This is a genomic window from Longimicrobium sp. (assembly GCF_036280135.1).
Classification (GTDB): Bacteria; Gemmatimonadota; Gemmatimonadetes; order Longimicrobiales; family Longimicrobiaceae; genus Longimicrobium.
This window is the reverse complement of record NZ_DASURI010000461.1, coordinates 1-3152: the sequence shown is the minus strand read 5'-3', so window position 1 is coordinate 3152 and position 3152 is coordinate 1. Positions and strand designations below refer to the sequence as shown.

At 69.3% G+C, this 3152-nt stretch carries 3 protein-coding genes; 1 reads left to right on the top strand and 2 read right to left on the bottom strand.

Annotated elements, in window-relative coordinates:
* Both VFZ20_RS14875 and VFZ20_RS14870 read right to left on the bottom strand, forming a co-directional pair.
* On the bottom strand, nt 1-265 hold a 265-nt coding region (locus VFZ20_RS14875), incomplete at its 3' end, for a helix-turn-helix domain-containing protein (protein WP_329684691.1).
* A gap of 106 nt (nt 266-371) precedes the next feature.
* Nucleotides 372-854, bottom strand: a complete 483-nt coding sequence (locus tag VFZ20_RS14870) for a hypothetical protein (RefSeq protein ID WP_329684690.1) — start codon at nt 852-854, stop codon at nt 372-374.
* Nucleotides 855-1639: 785 nt separating this feature from the next.
* On the opposite strand from VFZ20_RS14870, the gene VFZ20_RS14865 reads away from it, so the two are divergent.
* The coding region (locus VFZ20_RS14865) for a M1 family metallopeptidase (protein WP_329684689.1) at nt 1640-3152 on the top strand (1513 nt) is incomplete at its 3' end.

Sequence of the window (3152 nt, the reverse complement as noted above, 5' to 3'; positions counted from 1 at the left end):
GCAGGTGCTCGTAGCCCGCGCGGCTCCACGCCAGCAGCTCCGCCGCGGGGTCGCGGGGCTCCGCGGGAAGCCCCGTTTCCACCGTGGTGCTGCTCGCCTCGGCCAGGGCCTCGTGCAGGAGGGCCGCCTTGCTGCCGAAGTGGCGGAACAGCGTGATCTCGTTCACTCCGGCCTCGGCGGCGATGCGCCGCGTCGTGGCCCCGCGGGACCCCGACTCTTCGAACACCCGCACGGCGGCCTGGAGCAGCTTCTCTCGTACGTCCATGCCGGTGAAGATGGCGCCTGACCGACATGTATGCAAGTGGTTGCTTGCAATCGGCGGAGATCGTTACGGATCGGTGCGGGATTCCCCTCCGTCGACGACGTGCCGCCTACGCCGCGCTGTCCGTGGACGCCGGTGCCCCGCGCGAGCGCTGCGTCTCGTGCCAGCGCGCGATGAGGGCGTCGCAGTCGCGCAGCAGCAGCCGGTGGAACTCCTCCGCCTGCCCCGCCCGCTCGCGGCCCGCCGCGTCCGGCAGCCGCTGCGAGGCATCCGCGAAGACGTCGGCCATGTCGCGCCAGCGGCTTTGCGCCACGCGCAGCATCTGCTCCCACGGGTCGTCCTGCACCCGGTAGAAGTCGCGCCGGTCGCCCAGCACGCTCACCCGCTGGATCATCCCGAACTGCTCCAGCATCCGCGCGTTGGTGCTCACGGAGGCCTTGCTGGCCTGCAGGCGCTCGCCCAGCTCGTCCAGGGAGAACGTCTGGTCCGTGGCGAGCAGGTAGCCGAAGATGCGCCCGGCGATGCGGGGCATCCCCTCCTTTTCGCAGATCAGCGCCATCCGCTCCACGAACTGCCGTACCGCCTCGTCCATGTGACGTGTGTCTTCCGTGAAGTTGATCGGCCTCCTCCCGCCGGAATCCACCCCGGCGGCCACGGAAGGTTAGCTCGTTCGAATCGTTCAGTCAATACTGAACAAACCAAAACGGAGGCTGGTTTCAGGCAAGTTGATGCACCGCATCCGCATACAGGATTCCGCTCCTGGACCCGGCACCCGCCGGCCCACATGCCGGCCTCCGCCCGCTACACGTCTTCGCGTTCGTCCACTGCCGTCCGCGAGCTGCCGAATAAAATCCGAATCGCGTCCGCGCGCAAGCAAACATTTGGACGGCATGTTTCGGCGGGAATTCTGCTTTCGACTTCGTGGAGCAGGAACTCTCATCACGGCGCGGGCAGGAGCGGCTGAAGCCGCCGCAACGACTGCGGAAAGCCTCACAAACTGCCGTGAGGCTTCAACTGCCGAATGACTGCTCCGGTGCACACGGCCCAACCTCCGCTGGGGCAGTCCGCGCAGGCGGACTTCGTGCCTTTCCAGCGGCGAATTTATTCGCTCCGGCTGGGGGGACGGCCGTTTCGGCGTCAGAACAGATCCGCAATGTGCCTCATCCGCCGACGCGATCCACCACATCGAGTTCCCACGATCATCATCGCGGCCATCCGACCTCCGCCGACGCAAGGACAAGGACGCCGGACGACGTTCATCATCCGCATCCGCCGTCGATCCGCGTCCGCCGTACAGGGCGACGCGCGCCGTGGTTGCAACGGGCGCGCGGCGGCTGCATGTTGGCCGTGCATCCACCCGAGCTTCCAGAGGAAACCGTGAGGACCCTCCGATCCGCGTTCGCCGCCGCGCTGCTGGGCGTGCCCCCCGCCCTTGCCGCGCAGGACGGCGCCTACTTTCAGCAGGGCGTGGACTACCGCATCGAGGCGCGCCTGGACGAGCAGACGGACGTGCTGCACGGCCGCGCCCGCCTGCGCTACACCAATCGCTCGCCGCGGGCGCTGGACACCCTGTTCGTCCACCAGCACCTGAACGCGTTCCGTCCCAACAGCGCGTGGGCGCGGCGCGAGCTGGAGTACGGCGAGCGGCGCTTCACGGATTTGCCCGCCAACGACCACGCCTACGAGCGGTTCACGCGTGTGACGGTGAACGGCGCGGCCGTGCGCCCCGCGTACCCCGGTGCGCCGGACAGCACCGTCGCGGCCCTTGCCCTGCCCCGCCCGCTGGCGCCCGGCGCCAGCGTGGAGGTGGTGATGGACTGGGATGCGCGCCTTTCCACGCTGCCCCGCCGGCAGGGGCGCCGGGGCCGGCACTACGACTTCGCGCAGTGGTATCCGCGCATCGCCGTCTACGACCGCACGGGATGGGCGTACCAGGCGCTGCTGCCCCAGGGCGAGTTCTACGGCGAGTTCGCGCGGTACGACGTCACACTGGACCTGGCGGCGGACCAGGTGATCGGCGCCACGGGCGTGGCGGTGGAAGGCGATCCCGGCTACCGCGAGCGCGTGTCGGCGGACGGATATCCGCCGCCCCCCTCGGCCGACCCCCTGGGCCTGCTGACGGGCGAGGCGGGGCGCGGACGCAAGCGGGTGCGCTTTTTCGCGGACAGCGTGCACCACTTCGCGTGGAGCATCGACCCGCAGTACATCCACGACTTCGTCGTCCGCACGGTCATCGACGAGCGCACGGGCGTGTACTCCGCGCCGGGCATCCACGTCCTCTACCTTCCCGGCGACACGGCGTGGGACGAGCGCGCCGCCGCCCGCCGCACCTGGGACGCGCTCACGTGGCTGGAAGGGGTGTTCGGCCCGTACCCCTGGCCGCAGCTGACCAACGTGCACCGGCTGGAGAGCGGCGGAACGGAGTTCCCCATGCTCATCATGAACGGCTCCGCCAGCGAGGGGCTCATCATGCACGAGACGGCGCACCAGTACGCGCACGGCATCTTTGCCAACAACGAGTTCCGCGAGGGGTGGATGGACGAGGGGTTCGCCTCGTTCCTCACCAACTGGTGGTGGGAGACCAAGGGCGACACGGCCGTCTGGCAGCGGATGATGCAGGGGGTGGAACGGGCGGAGCGCGCCGGGCAAACGGAGCCCGTGGGGCTACCGGGCGCGGCGTTTTCGACGCCGGCCGTGTACGGGGCGATGACGTACAACAAGGGCGCCGCCGTCTTCTACATGCTGCGCGAGCACCTGGGCGAGCCCACCTTTCGCGAGGTGCTGCGGACGTTCTACGAGCGCCACCGCCTGCGCCACGTGACGGGGGCCGACTTTCAGCAGGTGGCCGAGGACGTGAGCCGGCAGGACCTGGACTGGTTCTTTGGGCAGT

Coding starts and splice junctions, on each gene's coding strand:
- VFZ20_RS14870 (WP_329684690.1), bottom strand. CDS start 854: ATGGACGAGGCGGTACGGCAGTTCGTGGAGCGGATGGCGCTGATCTGC.